Genomic DNA, 14,479 nt, shown 5'->3' with positions numbered 1-14,479 from the left:
GTCGGGATGGCTGTCCACCGGTCATGCCGTTACGGCCCCGCTTTTCGGGGGCTCCTGGCCCGTGGCGGACGCCGTGCTGTCGAGGTCGTCGTAGCGGCGGAAGGCTTCGGCCACCCGGATCAGCCAGTCCCGTTCGCCGCCCATGTCACCGGCCGCCGGGTCGTGCGGGACGGTCGCGGCGTACTGCCCGCTCCGTCCGTGCTCCATGGCCCGGAGTGCGGACTTGATCTGGGCCGCTTCGGCGATCGCCTCGGTGTGATCGGCGGACAGCCCGCGCGCGGCGCCGAAGGAGCGCGCCGTGCGCGAGACCTCGGGGTCGACGTAGGGACGGAGGGCCAGCTGGGCGTCGCGGATCTCGATGACCTGACGGCTCACCAGGAACGCGAGGTCGTCGTCGCGCAGGGCCTGCCGGGGGTTCTCCGGATAGAGGTCGGGGAAGAGGACCACTTCCGGAAAGGCCCGCGTCAGAGCGGACCACAGCGGGTGCAGCCGACGGTAGGCACGGTACTGGCGCACCCGCTCGCGCGCCCGGTCCAGGCCCACCCCCCAGGCGGGCATGGTGAATCCGGCCGCGAACAGCCAGGCGGAGACGCTGGCGCTCATGGGGGCGACCACATTGTTCACCTCGTCCAGGGGAGAGGTTCCCACGAGGTCCCAGACCAGGGTGACGATCTTGATCGGGCCGTATCCCAGGCCGGCGACGGCCCCGGCGGCGATGGTCTTCAGCCCGCGCCGCAGCCACACCCGGTCCACCACGGCCGCGTACCGCCGGCACATCCGGGCCAGGCCGACCATGCCGACCGTGTACAGCAGTTGGTGAGCGAGGAGGAATTCCGTGATGTACGGCGCCTCGGCGTAGTACGTGTCGAAGTCCACATGGTGCTCGCCGTCGCTGACGTCACCGAGGAAGAACAGGGTGATCATCGCGGCCACGGTGATCACCGCGTACGACACGATCAGGCGGTGCCACATCGTGACCCGGTCCTGCGCCGACGACCAGCTCACCAGCAGGGACAGAAAGGAGACGATGCTGACGGCGACGGAACAGTAGACGATCAGCGTGGCGATGTTGGGTATGCCCAGCAGCCGGTCGACCCGTACGTAGACCCACGGCGAGGCGACGACGAACGGTGTGGCGAACGAGGCGATCGCTAAACACACGAGCCGGAGCTCGCCGTTCCGCCAGTCGCGGACCAGATGACGCACCTTGTAGAAGAAGGCGCTCCAGGAGATCAGGGCCAGAGCCCCGTAGACGAGGTTGAAAAGCAGCATTGAGTCAGTCTCACCCACCGGTACCGCGCTCGAGCGAGCGCTCCAGGTGTTTTATGAGACTGGCCACGCCCTGCGAGACAGCAGGTGCGGCCCGCCGCTCCGCCGTGGTGGCCTGCATCGGGAGCAGCGACGCGACCAGCTCCGCCGCACGCTCCTCCTCGCTCGAGTACTGGGTGCGCCCGAGCACACTGCGCACCAGGTCCGGTGAGAGCGTCGGCATGAGGAGCTGCGCCACTTCGTTCGGCATCACGGGAGCGGCCTCGTGCTCGCACACCATGTGTCCGAGCTCGTGCGAGATGATGTGCTGCTGGTGGGCCTGGGTCGTGTACTGCTGATAGCAGATGTAGTCGGCGTCGTCGGCCGCCACCCAGAGGCCGCACGGCTTTCCGGGACCGGTGGGCATCGGAACCTCGATGAGGGAGATGGGCCGCCCTCGGCGTTCCTCCAACCGGTCGCACAGCGCGTTGACGTCGGTCCGCTCGGGGATGTCCAGTGACGTCACGACGTCGACGCAGTACTGACGGAGTTCTGTGTTGTTCATCCGCTCACCGTGTGCATGGCTGCTGGGCCATCTCCATGTAGCGACAATCATTGAGGCCGTTGCCCGCCCCTCGTGGGGTCCCCCGCCGAAGCGCCGATTCCCGGCGTCATGAGGCGGGTGGCGTGTCCGTCGGCGCCCCGGGGGCCCGGCCGGTGCGTGGTCTCATGCGCCCGCGCGTTCCGTGCGCGTTGCCGAGGTGCTTGAGCACCGGGACGAGCGCGTCCAGAGCGTCCTCGTCCAGGGAGGCCACCGTGCGCAGGGCCACCTGGCGGGCCCCGACCCCTTTGAGGGCGTGCAGCAGGGCGAGGTCCTCCCGGACGCGTTCCCCGTCGCCGTCGTCGAAGAAGTACCTGGCCGGCACACCGAAGAACTCGGCGAGGGATTCGAGATGACGCTTCGTGGGGTTGTCGCGCTTCCCCTTGCGCAGGTAGCCGATGTAGGTCTCGGAGATCTCGCCGCTCTTGTCGCCCTTCTCGCGCGCCTTCTCGTTGATGATCCGCGCCACCTCGGCGTTGGTGTACGGCCCCCGGTCCGCGGGGTGGCACGTCTCGAACAGGCGGTTGAGTCTGTGTGCCAGGGTCTCAACGGCGTTCGGCACTTCAGCAGGAGAGGGATCAACCTCTCTCATGCTGCCCTCCCTCGTTCAAGTCTCGACTGGCAGTGGAGGCGGGGGCACATGTACCCCCGTGGTACATGTGCCCCCGGTCGCGCTGACTCTGCGCGACGTTCCGCATCCCCGGGCTCAACTCTTGTGGATCGTCTGGCTTTTGACAACCCCACATCAGTTGACTCGGATCGTTACTGACAGGCACAGTGGGTTCACCCCGAGCGTTCACTCGGTCTCGACATGCGGCAGACATGACGCGTGGCATCCCGAAGCAGCAGAGGAGCCGTTACCCGTGCCGTTACTCCACACCGGACACGACACCGCACAGCGCCGGTCGAGAGCGCCCTCGGTGCTCCTGCCCCGTGTCCGTCGGTGTTGACGTGACTCCCCGCCGGGGAGTGGAGAGCTGCGACGACGGTCCGCGCTGAACGCCGACGCACGAGCGACGGCCCCCGGGCCGAGGGGGAGCTGCCTCCCGGTGCCGCGACGGTGCCCTCCGCCGATGGTGCGACCCGGCACGGCCGGGGTGCAGAGGCTCTGGTGCATGCGTGGCCCCGACGTGGGGTGCGGCCGCGGAGCGGGTGCGGCAGGCAGGGACACGGGGCGGGGCCGCGTGCCCGTATGCGGAGCGTGGGCGGACGTCCTCAGCCGTGGCCGTCGAGTCCGTTGAGGCGACCGCACGGCCGTGAGATCTCCGGCCTGCACTCCGGGCTCCCTGGCCTGCGGCGTGGACGGCCCGCCACAGCACTCTTCCCGCAGCACTGTCCGTTCCAGTCCACCAGCCCGTGCAGGACGAGAGGGTTCCGCCGATATGGCCTGCAACATCCGCGCACAAGTGACCTCGGGGCAACGCGCACTGCTTCTGACCACCCTGATGGTCCCGCTGGCCGGCTGGACCCTCCACGCAGCCGCCCTCCACCGGCGGCTGGCCGCCGCACAGCGGGACCCGCTCACCGGTGCGCACCGACGCAACGCCTTCCAGCGGCATGCGCAGCGTCTGGTCACCCGTCACCAGCGAGGCTCCGTCCTCTGCCTGGTCGACCTCGACCACTTCAAGGCTCTCAACGACAGGTACGGCCATGTGGCCGGCGACATCGTGCTGGCCGCCACCAGCGAACGGCTGTCCCGGTGGGCCGGAGCCCATGGCGTCGTCGGCCGCCTGGGGGGCGACGAATTCGCCGTCGCGGCGCGCAGGCACCCCGACACGGTGCAGGAACTGGTCCGTACCCTGCGCGAGCCCGTGCTGACGGACGCCGGAGCGATCGCTGTCGCGGCATCCGTCGGCGTCGCGGCCCCGGAACACCTCTGTACCCAGGCCCTGCCCACGCTGCTCCGGTATGCGGATGTGGCCATGTACCGGGCCAAGCACTCCGGATCCGCAGGCGTGGCCCGGCCCGAGGACGTGGCACCGGCGCCTCTGAACGGGCGCCGAGCGGGCTGTCCCGGCAGCCGGGTCAAGGGGAGCGCGGCGTGACCGCGGAAGCCCTGCCAACCGGCCGCAAGCTCGGCCTCCCCGGCGGGCCGACACCCCCGAGGCGAGGGGCGTTTCACCGGGTCCGGCCACCGCTCCGGGCAGCTCGTCGCCTGAGGCCGCGCCAAGAGGAATACGGGGGCGAACACCGGGGCGTTCTCCATGCGTTGGTGGTGTCCTGGCCGTGTGCGAGTGTGTCGGAATGACAGAACATGTGATCGCAGTGCTGGGCAGCAGCCCCGGTGTGGGGAAATCGACCTTGTGCCGGGCATTGGCAGGCTGGATCAGCGGCAAGGGATGCGCGGTCGATCACTTCAAGGAGGAGGACATCCTCACTCGCCCCGTATTCCGCCCGGTGGCCGAGGAGTTCAACGGAGGATCCGGCCGGGTACGTCCCCGCACACTGGTGAACTCCACCCGCTCCTACCTGGAACAGGCGCGGGCCGAAGGGGTGGACGTGCTGGTGACGGACGCGCTGCTCCCGTTCATCCCGTCCCTGGTGGCCTGGGGACATGACGAAGCGGCGATTGCTCAGGTCGTGGACGAGGTGGGCAGAGCGGTGGAGCCGTCGCGGGTCAGCGTCGTGTACCTGCGGGACGATCCGGAAGCGGCCTTGCGACGAGCGGTCGAACGCGAAGGTCCTCGGTGGGCGGACTGGTATGTCGACAGGCTCCGGCAGTCGCCGGGCACCCGCTCGGTCACCGACTTGGCCGCTGCCGCCGACCACCTGTGCTGGGAAAGCGAACTGACCCTGCGCCTGCTGGCCGCGACGCGATGGAACGTGATGGTCGTGGATGTCGGCGACCGCGACGCGGCAGAGACCGAGCGAGATGTCCGGCAGCGGCTGGAGGGGATTCTGGGCTTCGGGGTGCGGTGAGACCGGACGACGCTCAGATGTGAACTCCAGCCGCTCCCCAGTCCGTTGAGAGATCACGTCCACGGACGGCCGAGAGTGTCGACTCGGCTGTTGCGCCCCAGCCGAGGCCGACCGTGTGAGGGGGGCGCGTGTCGGGGACTACGCGCGGAGGGAGGTTCTGCCCCGTCCACCCGCCCCGCAACACCGTGCATGGCCACCGGGCCCTGTGGTCGTTCCTCAGGTGAGGGACCCGGTGGTCACCTGTCCAGTGACCCGTTGAAGTCGCCGGATACTCAAGGCAGCCGTCGTCCCATCTTCGCCGATTGCCGGTTGCCGCCCTTGGTGTCCCACCACTCCTCGATGTGGGCGCGGACGATGTGCACCAGCATCGCGAGCCGTTCCGGATCGGGAGCGGGAGACGTGAACACATCCGCGAAGGACTTGTCGTCCCACAGCAGCGTGAATTCCCAGCGCTCCTCCGGATGCCCCATCCGCCGCACAGCCAGGTGATACGTCAAGGTCACGCTGCGGTTGAGGTGATGTTCGGCCAACATATCGAGGACATCGAATGCATCCCGACCGTCACCGGTGATGTAGGAGCGGGCGAGAGCCCGCTCCGCCGGCGTCCGCGCCACCATGTACCTCGTCTCCCTTCACTGCGGTCTCCGGGTGGGACCCTCACGGGCCGCGGCATGTGGTGCCTGATCAGGTCCGGTTGCCGCACACCACACCTGCCCTGGCGGCCCCGGATGATCCGCCAGCCGCTCTACCGCGCCCCCAACGACCAGAAGACACCCACCTCGTCCCCGTTCACCGCGATCAGGCCCAGGTCCTCGCACAGGTCGAGGCCATGGAGGTACTCGACGGTGATGAAAGGGTGGGAACGCGTGCCGTGGAGGCCGGCGCCGACGAAGTCCGGGGCCGGATCGGAGGCGGCGGCCGTCGCGTTGGTCCAGTACCGCGCGGTGGGCCCGTACCGGTCGAGCAGGGTCCGGGCATCGTCCAGCAGGGCGTCCCGGTCCGGACGGGAGCGGACCGGGGCCGGTTCGCCGTCCCACTCCTCGGCCATGACGGCCAGCGCCCCGACCGCCGCCTCCGCCTCCAGCGGGTACAGGCGGTCCGGGAACTCCGCGGCGCTCGGCGGGGCGAAGGGATACGCGGGCACGGAGCAGCGGGCGTCGTTGGTGCGGTCCTCGTCCAGTCGGACCCAGCCCCGGGGGTCGGGGACCGAGCGGTGCAGCACGGCCAGCACGTCGTGCGCCCAGTCCTCGTGGCGACGGGGACCGGTCGCCACGAACGTATAGGTGTCGTCGAGCAGCCGCAGTGCCGCCGCGTTCCAGGGACAGCGCCGGCTGCGGAACTCCACCAGCAGATCGCCGACTTCGCGGTCGAACACGTCCTCCGGCTCACGGGGGAGGCTCCGGAGCCGCCCCAGCGCCCAGCGCACGAGCTCGCCAGCACTGTCCACGGCAACACTGTCCACGGCAACACCGTCGACGGCGACACCGTCCGGGATTCGTGAGGGTGGGGGACCGGTCCGGTCCCGGAGCGCTTCCAGGTGGGCGTCGAGCACATCCAGGGCGGACCGGTCCGCAGACAGAGGCATCGCGCCACCCTACGCCGCCCCGTCCCCACGGCCCCGCCGGACCGTGTCGGCTCAACGGCCCGGGGCCATGGGCCGACGACACGGCCGAACGCCCCCTTCCGGGGGTACCCCACCTCGTGCGCGGAGGCGGGACGTCCGGGCCGGCCGGCGAGCCGGCCCGGACACCGTGATCAGACGAGGTCGAACCGGTCCAGGTCCATCACCTTGTTCCACGCCGCGACGAAGTCGTTGACGAACTTCTCCTTCGCGTCGTCGCTCGCGTAGACCTCCGCGAGCGCGCGCAGCTCGGAGTTCGACCCGAAGACGAGGTCGGCCCGGCTGCCGGTCCACTTCACCTCGCCCGTGACGGCGTCACGGCCCTCGAAGGTGTGCGCGTCCTCGGAGGTCGCCTTCCACGTCGTCCCCAGGTCGAGCAGGTTGACGAAGAAGTCGTTGGTCAGCGAGCCCGGAGTCGCGGTGAGGACACCGAGCCCGGACTGCTGGTGGTTCGCGCCCAGGACGCGCAGACCACCGACGAGCACCGTCAGCTCGGGGGCGCTCAGGGTCAGCAGGTTCGCCCGGTCGAGCAGCAGGTACTCGGCCGGGAGCCGGTTGCCCTTGCCGAGGTAGTTGCGGAACCCGTCGGCGGCCGGCTCGAGCGCGGCGAAGGACTCCACATCGGTCTGCTCCTGCGACGCGTCCGCGCGGCCCGGCGTGAACGGCACCTCGACGTCGAATCCGGCGTCCTTGGCGGCCCGCTCGACGGCAGCACCACCGGCGAGCACGATCACATCGGCGAGCGAGACCTGCTTGCCGCCGCCCTGGGCGGCGTTGAAGGTCTCCTGGATTCCCTCCAGGGTGCGCAGCACCTGCGCCAGCTCATCGGGGTCGTTCACCTCCCAGCCGCTCTGCGGCTCGAGACGGATGCGCGCACCGTTGGCGCCGCCGCGCTTGTCGCTGCCGCGGAAGGACGAGGCCGACGCCCACGCGGTCGACACCAGCTGGGACACCGACAGCCCCGAGTCGAGGATCGTGGCCTTGAGAGCGGCCACGTCCGCGGCGTCGATCAGCTCGTGCGTCACCGGCGGCAGGGGGTCCTGCCACACCAGCGTCTCGCTCGGGACCTCCGGGCCGAGGTAGCGCGCGACCGGACCCATGTCACGGTGGGTCAGCTTGTACCAGGCGCGGGCGAACGCGTCCGCGAACTCGTCCGGGTTCTCCATGAAGCGCCGCGAGATCTGCTCGTATGCCGGGTCGATGCGGAGCGCCAGGTCGGTCGTCAGCATCGTCGGGGCGTGGCTCTTCGAGGAGTCGTGGGCGTCGGGGACGGTCCCCGCCCCGGCGCCGTCCTTCGGCCGCCACTGGTGGGCGCCGGCGGGGCTCTTGAACAGCTCCCACTCGTAGCCGTAGAGGATCTCCAGGAAGCTGTTGTCCCAGGTGATCGGAGTGTTCGTCCAAATGCCCTCGAGACCACTGGTGATGGCGTCGCCACCCTTGCCGGTGCCGTGGCTGTTCCGCCAGCCGAAGCCCTGCTGCTCCATCGGGGCGGCCTCGGGGTCGGGGCCGACGGCGTCCGCCGGACCCGCGCCGTGGGTCTTGCCGAAGGTGTGACCGCCCGCGATCAGGGCGACCGTCTCCTCGTCGTTCATCGCCATCCGGCGGAACGTCTCCCGGATGTCACGGGCCGCGGCGAGCGGGTCCGGGGTGCCGTTCGGGCCTTCCGGATTGACGTAGATGAGGCCCATCTGGACGGCGCCGAGAGGGTTCTCCAGCTCGCGGTCGCCGGTGTAGCGCTCGTCGCCGAGCCAGGTGGTCTCGGGGCCCCAGTAGACGTCCTCGTCGGGCTCCCACACGTCCTCGCGGCCACCGGCGAAGCCGAAGGTCTGGAAGCCCATCGACTCCAGGGCGACATTGCCGGCGAGAATCATGAGGTCGGCCCACGACAGGCTCTGGCCGTACTTCTTCTTGACCGGCCACAGCAGGCGGCGGGCCTTGTCCAGGTTCCCGTTGTCCGGCCAGCTGTTGAGCGGGGCGAAACGCTGCTGACCGGCCCCGGCGCCGCCGCGGCCGTCGCTGATCCGGTAGGTGCCGGCGCTGTGCCACGCCATCCGGATGATGAACGGGCCGTAGTGGCCGAAGTCGGCGGGCCACCAGTCCTGCGAGGTCGTCAGCACCTCCGCGATGTCCTGCTTCACCGCGGGGAGATCGAGGGCCTTGAACGCCTCCGCGTAGTCGAAGTCCTCGCCGAGGGGGTTGGACACCGCGGGGTTCTTGGCGAGGATCTTCAGATTGAGCCGATCCGGCCACCACTGGCGGTTTCCGCCGCCCTGCGTCGGGTGCGGGGCGCGCCCGTGCGCGACCGGGCAGCCACCTGCGCCGTCCGAGTTCGCGTCTGCGACGATTGCATCATGATTCTCATACATGGGAATCCTTCCGGACCAGGCGGATCACGGTGCTCATGAGTTGCGGCAGTGAACAGTCGGGACACAGGTCCCGGTAGGTGACCGCGGCCCCATGGATCGCGGGGTCGTGGCCGTCGGACGTGATCATGCAGGGGCAGGGCGAAACACAGTCGACGCCGGAGACAACACCGCTCGACCGGCACGCGATGGGGCAGTGGGCCCCGGCGCGTCCCTCGAACGGCCGGTACGCCACGCGGATGCCTGTGGCGTACGAAGCCGGCCGCAGGTGCCGAAGCGCCGGGACCGAAGGGCGATACGGCCCTGGCGGCCGCCCCCTCGGAAGCGATCGCCCGACACCGGGCCCATCGCCGTCCCCGACGGTCCTGAGCAGCGCCACGCGGCCGGTCGTCACCGCGCGGAGCGGCACCGCACAACTCCTCGGCGGTGTCCCGTCACGTCTGTGTCTCCTGCCGTACTGGAGTGTTCCTGCCCCTTGGCTATCGCCGGAAGCGATCCTACGATGGACAAGGTCTAAGTCAAGAAGTCCGTCAAACCCTGTGGAAAGGAAGCCGGACGTCCACGGGCACACGTCCTGTAGGCCACCGAACGTGAATGGGTGCACGGCATGAGTGACCTGCTGCGGCGATTGCGCGGGCGTGGCTGGCGGATGACCTCCCAGCGTCGTGTCGTCGCGGAAGTCCTCGACGGCGACCACGTACACCTCACCGCGGACGAGGTGCACGCCCGCGCGGCCCGGCGCCTGCCCGAGATCTCCCGGGCGACCGTCTACAACGCCCTGGGGGAGTTGGTGTCCCTCGGCGAGGTCGCAGAGGTGTCCACCGACGGCCGCGCCAAGCGCTACGACCCCAACGCGCACCACCCGCACCAGCACCTCGTCTGCTCCGGCTGCGGCACCATCCGCGATGTCCACCCGACCGGCAATCCACTGGCCGAACTCCCGGAGCAGGAACGGTTCGGCTTCACGGTCTCCGATGTCGACATCGTCTACCGCGGGCTGTGCCCGTCCTGCGCCTAGCCACGAGGCCCCTGCGCCCGGCCGACGCTTCGTGCGGGAGCCGGCCTGCCAACACCGTCCCGACGCCGTACTGCCAGGTGGCGAGAGCACCAGGCTTCCGACGCGTGCCGCTGGGGCGAGCCGCATGGGTTCGGTACCGCCGAACTGATCAACCCGGCGGCCGTCGGTGACGAGCGGGAGACCCATGTCCACGCCCCCCACGTCCACGAACGGCACGGCCCCGCCGTTGCCGAGCGGTTCCTCGCCGCATTTCAGGCGCGCGACTGGGAGATGCTGCGCGGTCTGCTGGCGGACGACATCACCTGGACCATGCCCGGCACCGGCACCATCTCCGGAAACGCTCATGGAGCGGACGCGGTCGTGAACCGTGCCCGGCACATCGCGAGCCAGGGGCTGCACACCGAGTTGCTGCACATGCTCGTCGGCGCTCACGGCGCCGCACTCTCCCTGCGCAACACAGCGACCGCCGCCGACGGTCGCACGCTCGACGAGCACCTTGCGACCGTGCTGACCGTCCACAGCGGACGCATCGTCACCATCGACAGCTACCTCTCCGACATCGACGGCATGAGCGCCTTCTTCGCCGCACCCTGAGTGCACCGCCCGGCGGGCCGAACCCCTCTCCCGGGCCATCGAAGACAACGTGCGGCAAGCCGAACTCCGGGAGCCCTCGCACACCGGCCCCGGATCCGACCACCGGCGAGACCCCGTCCCGGAGGGGAACCGGTCACCCCGCTCCTGCCGCGGCCCCGTGCCGGGCCGATGATGCGTCCGGTCGGTCATCCGGTTCAGAGGGCGGCACGTCCCCACGCGGAGATCGTGACCTGCGGAATGTCGATGAACTCCGGATCCTGGAGCAGTCGGAAGAAGCCGTCCAGGTCCGTCTGCGTGATGAGGCCGTCCGCGACCAACGAAGGACCGGCCTGCCCGATGAGAGGTGCCCAACGGTCCTTGTCCAGCCCTCCCATGCACCCGAGGTTCCCCGAGAAGGAGACGTCGCTCAGTCCGGCCCGGGAGAGCAGCGCCGGCACCCGGCGCGCCCAGGTCATGTCCGCACCCCGCTCGCGGTACTTCTGCTGATACGCGGCGAGGACCCGTTGGGCGAGCGGAGACGGAGAGTTCTCTGCGGGCAGATGGTACGGCTCCTCGACGACCAGCCAGCCGCCCGGAGCGAGCCACTGAGCAGCCCGGGCGATGAGCCCGTCCCGCTCGGGAAGGTGGCAGAAGAGATAGCGCGCGTGGATCAGATCGAAGCGGCCCGGCTGGTAGTCGTCGCGGGTGACATCTGCTTCCTGGATCCGAAGGTTCCCCGCACGTTCTGCCTCCAGGTACCGCGTGTCGATATCGGCGGCGACCACGTGCCCATCGGGGCAGCGCCGGGCGAGCCAGTAGGCGATGGAACCGGCACCCGCCCCCAGTTCGAGACAGTTCCAGGATTCCGCGATGGGGAGCCCTTCGATGACCTGAACGGTGAAGTCGTCCACACTGCGCTGGATGGACTCCAGGCGCTCGTTCTCGCCGACGGAATCCGCGCTCAGCGCGCCGACGCGGCAGGAGCCGGCAGCTGCGGGGCGTTCCATGCTCATCGTTCCTCTCGTCCCTTCCACGGACCTGGACACGACCTGGGGGGTGTCGACCACACCGAATGAGGGTCGGTCCTTCCGGCGTTGCAGAGGTGGCAGGCCTCCTGGTGGACCGCTCCTCCGGCATCAGCGATGTATGGCTGTGCTTCGAGCAGGCATGGCAGTCCAAGTGTGTCTCAGCCATCCGGCGGAGACACGCGGGGGGTCAACCCGCGGTCCCTGACCGGTGCCGAGCAACGGCTCCGCTGGGCCCGTCCGCCGGCGCCGGCCTCCGGTAGGTCGGTCGGGCCACAGTGTTCAGCTGTGGCGGCCCGAATGTGTACTGTCACCCGGCCGGACAGCCGTGCCGTTCGGCCTGCCGACGCAGCTCCTTCTTGTCGGGCTTCCCCACGTCGGTGAGTGGCAGCGCTTCGATGAATGCGACCTGATCCGGTTCGTACATCGTGCCGCGCTCCGCGCGCACCATCGTGCGCAGCTGTTGCGCGTCGACGTCGCTGCCGGGTGCCCGTACCACTGCCGCGTGCACACGCTCCGTCCGGTCGGCGTCACGGACGCCGAACACCGCGCTCTGCAACACCTGCGGGTGCGAGTTGAGCAGGTCCTCCAACTCGGTGGTGTACACATGGCCGCCGACCACGACGATCATGTCCTTCAGCCGGTCGACGATGGTCAGGTATCCCTCGTCGTCGAGGTATCCGACGTCCCCCGTGTGCAGCCAGCCGTCCTGCAGTACCTCGGCCGTCAGGTCGGGCTGCTTCCAGTACCCCTTCATGATCATGGAGGAGCGCACACAGACCTCGCCGTGCTCGCCGGCCGGCAGGTCGCGGCCCGTCTCGTCGCGGATCGCCACCTCGACTTCGGACAGTACCTTCCCGGCCGAACGCAGCCGGCCGGGGCGCAGTGGGTCGTGGTCCTCCTGGGTGAGCACGCTGATGCCCCCGGCTTCGTTCTGCCCGTAGCCCTGCATGAGGACGGGGCCGAACATCCGTATCGCGTCGGCTATCCGGGCCGGGGACGCCTGGCAGCCGCCGTAGGTCAGCATCCGCAGGCTGGACGTGTCGGTGTGCGGAGCATCCGGATGGTCCATCAGCTGGTAGAGCAGCGGCGGCAGGAGGAACATCTCGGTGATGCGCTCGCGTGCGAGCGTGGCGAGCACGGTGCCGGGGTCGAAGTCGTCGAGCAGTACGACCGTGCCGCCCCTGTGCAGCGTACTGTCGGCCATCGCGCCCGCGGCGTGCGCCAAGGTGGTGCAGACCAACTGTCGGCGCTCGTAAGCGAGTTCCTGCTGCAGCACTCCGTGGAACCAGCGCGTCTGCCCGAAGGTGGTGCAGATGCCCTTCGGGTGGCCGGTGGTGCCGCCGGTGTGGCGGATGGTGCATACGTCCTCGGCCCGGGCCCGGCTCGCGAACGGCTCGTCGGACTGGCCGGCCGCCAGCTTCAGCAGATCCGCGCCCAGCTTCGTGGGGCCGAGGACGAGAACATCCCGGACCGGCGCCGACTCGATGATCTCGGCGGCCCGTTCGGCGTGGCGTGGGTCGACGATCAGGGCCCGGGTTTCGACATCGCGGACGATCTCGGCCTGGGACTCGGCGGACAGCTTGCTGTACAGGTGGTTGACCCGGGCGCCGACCAGATGGGCGGCGTAGCGGGCGGCGACGGTCTCCGGGAGGTTGCCGCTGAGCAGGGTGACGGTCGCTCCGCGGTCGACACCCCGGGCCCGCAGGGCGCGTGCCAAGCGGTGGACCAGTGAGCGGAATTCGCCTGCGGTGACCCTACGACCCTGGTGAACCAGGGCTTCGCGCGCCGGGTCTGCGCTCAGCGCATCGAGGTTCTCCTCCACGTAGGTGCGGAATATCCGGGCGGCGGTGGACATGAGTCGGGTGTCCTCCTGACGTTGGCGAGTGCGGGGAAGCGAGCCGGTGCAGCTTTAGTTGCCAGAGGCAACTAAAGCTAGAGTAGTAGGTGGCGATCAACATCTCCAAGTCCCGCTGCAGGGGCCGTTCGTCGCTGGAATCGTTGGGGGCGGGACGACCGTCATGAGCAACCAGCCGCTCGCAGCGCGTCGCGCGGGTTCCGTTCCCCGGTGTCGCACCTCGGCAGTCGCACTTCACGGGCGGAGGTAGCGCGAATGGCTACTGTGCGGCCGATGGCCTCGTCGTCTGTCTTCTCCCCACCGGCATACGGACATTGACCACGATGGCCAGGGGGGCCGTGCGAGCGCGGGACCGGTCCCGGTGCGGCGAGAGCGATGGCCTGTGCGGGCCGCGCGACGCCAGGGGGAGGAGGCTGCCGCCCGCGCGGCGGTCGAACCGCAGAAGGCCAAGAGCCGCGGCGGGCTCGGCATCGGGCGCCGCCGGTGGTCCGACGGCAAGCCCGGGGGCCGGGTGAGCTGCCCCGGACGCGGCTCGTTCACCGGCCCGGTGTGCGCTGGGGTGTTGGGCGGCCTGGCATGGGGAGCCGGCCTGGCCGGCGCTGTGCCTGCCGCACCGTACTTCGACGGCGGAGGGTGTTGCGCCCACGGGCGGCTGAACCGCCTGCTGGACGGTTGTGCCCGGCGGCGGGCCGGAGGTGTGACCGGCGGGGCCCGGTGCGTGGGAGGGCCGGTCGCTTCAGGCGTCCGGCGGCGAAAGGAAGACTCGTTCCAGCAGGGTGTGCAGGGACTCCCGCTCCTGGTCGCTGAGTCTGTCCAGGCCCTCCTGCGTGGCGCGCATCTTCGCGCGCATCGCGTCGGTGACGCGCTCGCCCTCGACGGTGAGGACGACGTTCTTGATGCGCCGGTCGGTGGGGCTGGGCTCGCGGCGTACCAGGCCGCGCTCCTCCAGCCGGTCGACGATCCCGGTCATGTTGGAGGCGTCGCAGGTCATGGTGTGAGCCAGGACGCGCATCGCTGCGGGGCCACGGCGCAGGACGGTCAGACACTTGCCCTGACTCGCGGTGAGGTTCTCGCTCGCTGCCGCGACCGTGAAGTCGCCGTAGTAGACACCGAGGGACACCGAGAGCAGCTCCATGAGCCCGGCCGTGTCGGCGCGGGCATTTCCTGTCATGGGCGTCACGCTACTCAGGAAGCTTGACAATCTCAAGTATCTCTCTCTACCGTCTCCCTCATTGCTTGAAGTTCTCAACCAT

At 69.7% G+C, this 14,479-nt stretch carries 13 protein-coding genes; 4 read left to right on the top strand and 9 right to left on the bottom strand.

Annotation, left to right across the window (positions count from 1 at the left end; translation table 11 throughout):
- Window positions 1-21 precede the first annotated feature (21 nt).
- The 3 genes from ACFYYR_RS26180 to ACFYYR_RS26170 all read right to left on the bottom strand — a co-directional run bounded on the left by ACFYYR_RS26180 (window position 22) and on the right by ACFYYR_RS26170 (window position 2,441).
- Window positions 22-1,272, bottom strand: coding sequence for an MAB_1171c family putative transporter (locus ACFYYR_RS26180; RefSeq protein ID WP_388858312.1), 1,251 nt, complete (start codon window positions 1,270-1,272; stop codon window positions 22-24).
- Between the two features lie 10 nt (window positions 1,273-1,282).
- Complete coding sequence (locus tag ACFYYR_RS26175; RefSeq protein ID WP_388858309.1) at window positions 1,283-1,813, bottom strand: toxin; 531 nt, start codon at window positions 1,811-1,813, stop codon at window positions 1,283-1,285.
- A 106-nt stretch (window positions 1,814-1,919) separates the two neighbouring features.
- Entirely contained in the window at window positions 1,920-2,441 is a 522-nt protein-coding gene (locus ACFYYR_RS26170; protein ID WP_388858306.1) for an XRE family transcriptional regulator, read from the bottom strand.
- Window positions 2,442-3,255: 814 nt separating this feature from the next.
- Between ACFYYR_RS26170 and ACFYYR_RS26165 the strand changes: the two genes are divergently transcribed.
- Both ACFYYR_RS26165 and ACFYYR_RS26160 read left to right on the top strand, forming a co-directional pair.
- Complete coding sequence (locus ACFYYR_RS26165) at window positions 3,256-3,894, top strand: GGDEF domain-containing protein (RefSeq protein ID WP_388858303.1); 639 nt, start codon at window positions 3,256-3,258, stop codon at window positions 3,892-3,894.
- A 199-nt stretch (window positions 3,895-4,093) separates the two neighbouring features.
- On the top strand, window positions 4,094-4,768 hold the full coding sequence (locus ACFYYR_RS26160; RefSeq protein WP_388858300.1) for a hypothetical protein: 675 nt from the start codon (window positions 4,094-4,096) through the stop codon (window positions 4,766-4,768).
- A gap of 272 nt (window positions 4,769-5,040) precedes the next feature.
- Here the strand turns inward: ACFYYR_RS26160 and ACFYYR_RS26155 are convergent, their stop codons facing one another.
- From ACFYYR_RS26155 to katG, 3 genes are all read right to left on the bottom strand, one after another.
- Complete coding sequence (locus ACFYYR_RS26155; protein WP_388858297.1) at window positions 5,041-5,385, bottom strand: hypothetical protein; 345 nt, start codon at window positions 5,383-5,385, stop codon at window positions 5,041-5,043.
- 128 nt (window positions 5,386-5,513) lie between these two features.
- On the bottom strand, window positions 5,514-6,353 hold the full coding sequence (locus ACFYYR_RS26150) for a hypothetical protein (RefSeq protein ID WP_388858294.1): 840 nt from the start codon (window positions 6,351-6,353) through the stop codon (window positions 5,514-5,516).
- Window positions 6,354-6,523: 170 nt separating this feature from the next.
- The gene (gene katG, locus ACFYYR_RS26145; RefSeq protein ID WP_388858291.1) at window positions 6,524-8,755 is read right to left on the bottom strand and encodes a catalase/peroxidase HPI; all 2,232 of its coding nucleotides are present in this window, start codon (window positions 8,753-8,755) and stop codon (window positions 6,524-6,526) included.
- A gap of 604 nt (window positions 8,756-9,359) precedes the next feature.
- Between katG and ACFYYR_RS26140 the strand changes: the two genes are divergently transcribed.
- Both ACFYYR_RS26140 and ACFYYR_RS26135 read left to right on the top strand, forming a co-directional pair.
- Window positions 9,360-9,770, top strand: coding sequence for a Fur family transcriptional regulator (locus ACFYYR_RS26140; RefSeq protein WP_388858288.1), 411 nt, complete (start codon window positions 9,360-9,362; stop codon window positions 9,768-9,770).
- A gap of 45 nt (window positions 9,771-9,815) precedes the next feature.
- Window positions 9,816-10,364, top strand: a complete 549-nt coding sequence (locus tag ACFYYR_RS26135) for a nuclear transport factor 2 family protein (protein ID WP_388858727.1) — start codon at window positions 9,816-9,818, stop codon at window positions 10,362-10,364.
- Between the two features lie 194 nt (window positions 10,365-10,558).
- Here the strand turns inward: ACFYYR_RS26135 and ACFYYR_RS26130 are convergent, their stop codons facing one another.
- From ACFYYR_RS26130 to ACFYYR_RS26120, 3 genes are all read right to left on the bottom strand, one after another.
- Window positions 10,559-11,350, bottom strand: a complete 792-nt coding sequence (locus ACFYYR_RS26130) for a class I SAM-dependent methyltransferase (RefSeq protein ID WP_388858285.1) — start codon at window positions 11,348-11,350, stop codon at window positions 10,559-10,561.
- A 328-nt stretch (window positions 11,351-11,678) separates the two neighbouring features.
- Window positions 11,679-13,226 carry an AMP-binding protein gene (locus ACFYYR_RS26125; RefSeq protein WP_388858282.1) on the bottom strand — a complete coding sequence of 516 codons (1,548 nt, stop codon included), beginning with the start codon at window positions 13,224-13,226 and terminating at the stop codon, window positions 11,679-11,681.
- A gap of 736 nt (window positions 13,227-13,962) precedes the next feature.
- Complete coding sequence (locus ACFYYR_RS26120; RefSeq protein WP_388858279.1) at window positions 13,963-14,397, bottom strand: MarR family winged helix-turn-helix transcriptional regulator; 435 nt, start codon at window positions 14,395-14,397, stop codon at window positions 13,963-13,965.
- Window positions 14,398-14,479: the final 82 nt, after the last annotated feature.

The sequence above is a fragment of the Streptomyces sp. NPDC001922 genome (genome assembly GCF_042891165.1).
In the GTDB taxonomy this organism is placed as follows: domain Bacteria; phylum Actinomycetota; class Actinomycetes; order Streptomycetales; family Streptomycetaceae; genus Streptomyces.
Note: the sequence above shows the minus strand (reverse complement) of the source record. Positions and strands in the feature narration are given on the sequence as shown.

Excerpts from the sequence above, each read along its gene's own strand:
- ACFYYR_RS26180 (WP_388858312.1), bottom strand. The coding sequence starts at position 1,272 with ATGCTGCTTTTCAACCTCGTCTACGGGGCTCTGGCCCTGATCTCCTGG.
- ACFYYR_RS26175 (WP_388858309.1), bottom strand. The coding sequence starts at position 1,813 with ATGAACAACACAGAACTCCGTCAGTACTGCGTCGACGTCGTGACGTCA.
- ACFYYR_RS26170 (WP_388858306.1), bottom strand. The coding sequence starts at position 2,441 with ATGAGAGAGGTTGATCCCTCTCCTGCTGAAGTGCCGAACGCCGTTGAG.
- ACFYYR_RS26160 (WP_388858300.1), top strand. The coding sequence starts at position 4,094 with ATGACAGAACATGTGATCGCAGTGCTGGGCAGCAGCCCCGGTGTGGGG.
- ACFYYR_RS26155 (WP_388858297.1), bottom strand. The coding sequence starts at position 5,385 with ATGGTGGCGCGGACGCCGGCGGAGCGGGCTCTCGCCCGCTCCTACATC.
- ACFYYR_RS26150 (WP_388858294.1), bottom strand. The coding sequence starts at position 6,353 with ATGCCTCTGTCTGCGGACCGGTCCGCCCTGGATGTGCTCGACGCCCAC.
- katG (WP_388858291.1), bottom strand. The coding sequence starts at position 8,755 with ATGTATGAGAATCATGATGCAATCGTCGCAGACGCGAACTCGGACGGC.
- ACFYYR_RS26140 (WP_388858288.1), top strand. The coding sequence starts at position 9,360 with ATGAGTGACCTGCTGCGGCGATTGCGCGGGCGTGGCTGGCGGATGACC.
- ACFYYR_RS26130 (WP_388858285.1), bottom strand. The coding sequence starts at position 11,350 with ATGGAACGCCCCGCAGCTGCCGGCTCCTGCCGCGTCGGCGCGCTGAGC.
- ACFYYR_RS26125 (WP_388858282.1), bottom strand. The coding sequence starts at position 13,226 with ATGTCCACCGCCGCCCGGATATTCCGCACCTACGTGGAGGAGAACCTC.
- ACFYYR_RS26120 (WP_388858279.1), bottom strand. The coding sequence starts at position 14,397 with ATGACAGGAAATGCCCGCGCCGACACGGCCGGGCTCATGGAGCTGCTC.